The sequence below is a fragment of the Vibrio sp. 970 genome, assembly GCF_033339075.1.
This window is the reverse complement of record NZ_JAWOTW010000903.1, coordinates 1-500: the sequence shown is the minus strand read 5'-3', so window position 1 is coordinate 500 and position 500 is coordinate 1. Positions and strand designations below refer to the sequence as shown.

Below are 500 nucleotides of genomic sequence, written 5' to 3'. Positions count from 1 at the left end.
CATGCGCAAGTAACGATCAGAAATCCCAACGCGCTCTGCCAGTTCAGACACCGAGTGGTGATGCAGCTCTCCTCGCTCAATCAACGAAATCGCGCGTTGAAATGTTGTTTCTACGCCTTTCCATGCCCACGATCCCGGCGCGCTGTCTGGGCGACAACGCAAACAAGGACGATAACCCGCTTTAAGGGCTTGGGCTTTATCGGTGAAGTACTCTACATTTTCTTCTTTGGGTAGGTTCGCCGGACAAATCGGTCGGCAGAAAATCCCTGTGGTTTTTACCGCGACGTAAAATCGACCATCAAAACGGCTGTCTCGCGACACTCGCGCCTTTTGGCACTGCTCGAAGGTCAGCGATGTATGAGGATGGATAAACATGAAGCGATCCTTGCTCGTGCACTCTGTGAAAACAACTCGATATAACTTCATTGTAGCACGTAGCACAAATGAAGATTAGCCATTTTCGGAACTCAATATTGAGATTTATTGGCATTAGCGAATTT

The 500-nt window shown here is 48.6% G+C and carries 1 protein-coding gene; it reads right to left on the bottom strand.

What is annotated here, in order from left to right; translation table 11 throughout:
* Nucleotides 1-375: Ada metal-binding domain-containing protein (locus R7Q11_RS29825; protein WP_318094505.1), on the bottom strand; the 375-nt coding region annotated here is incomplete at its 3' end.
* Nucleotides 376-500 lie beyond the last annotated feature (125 nt).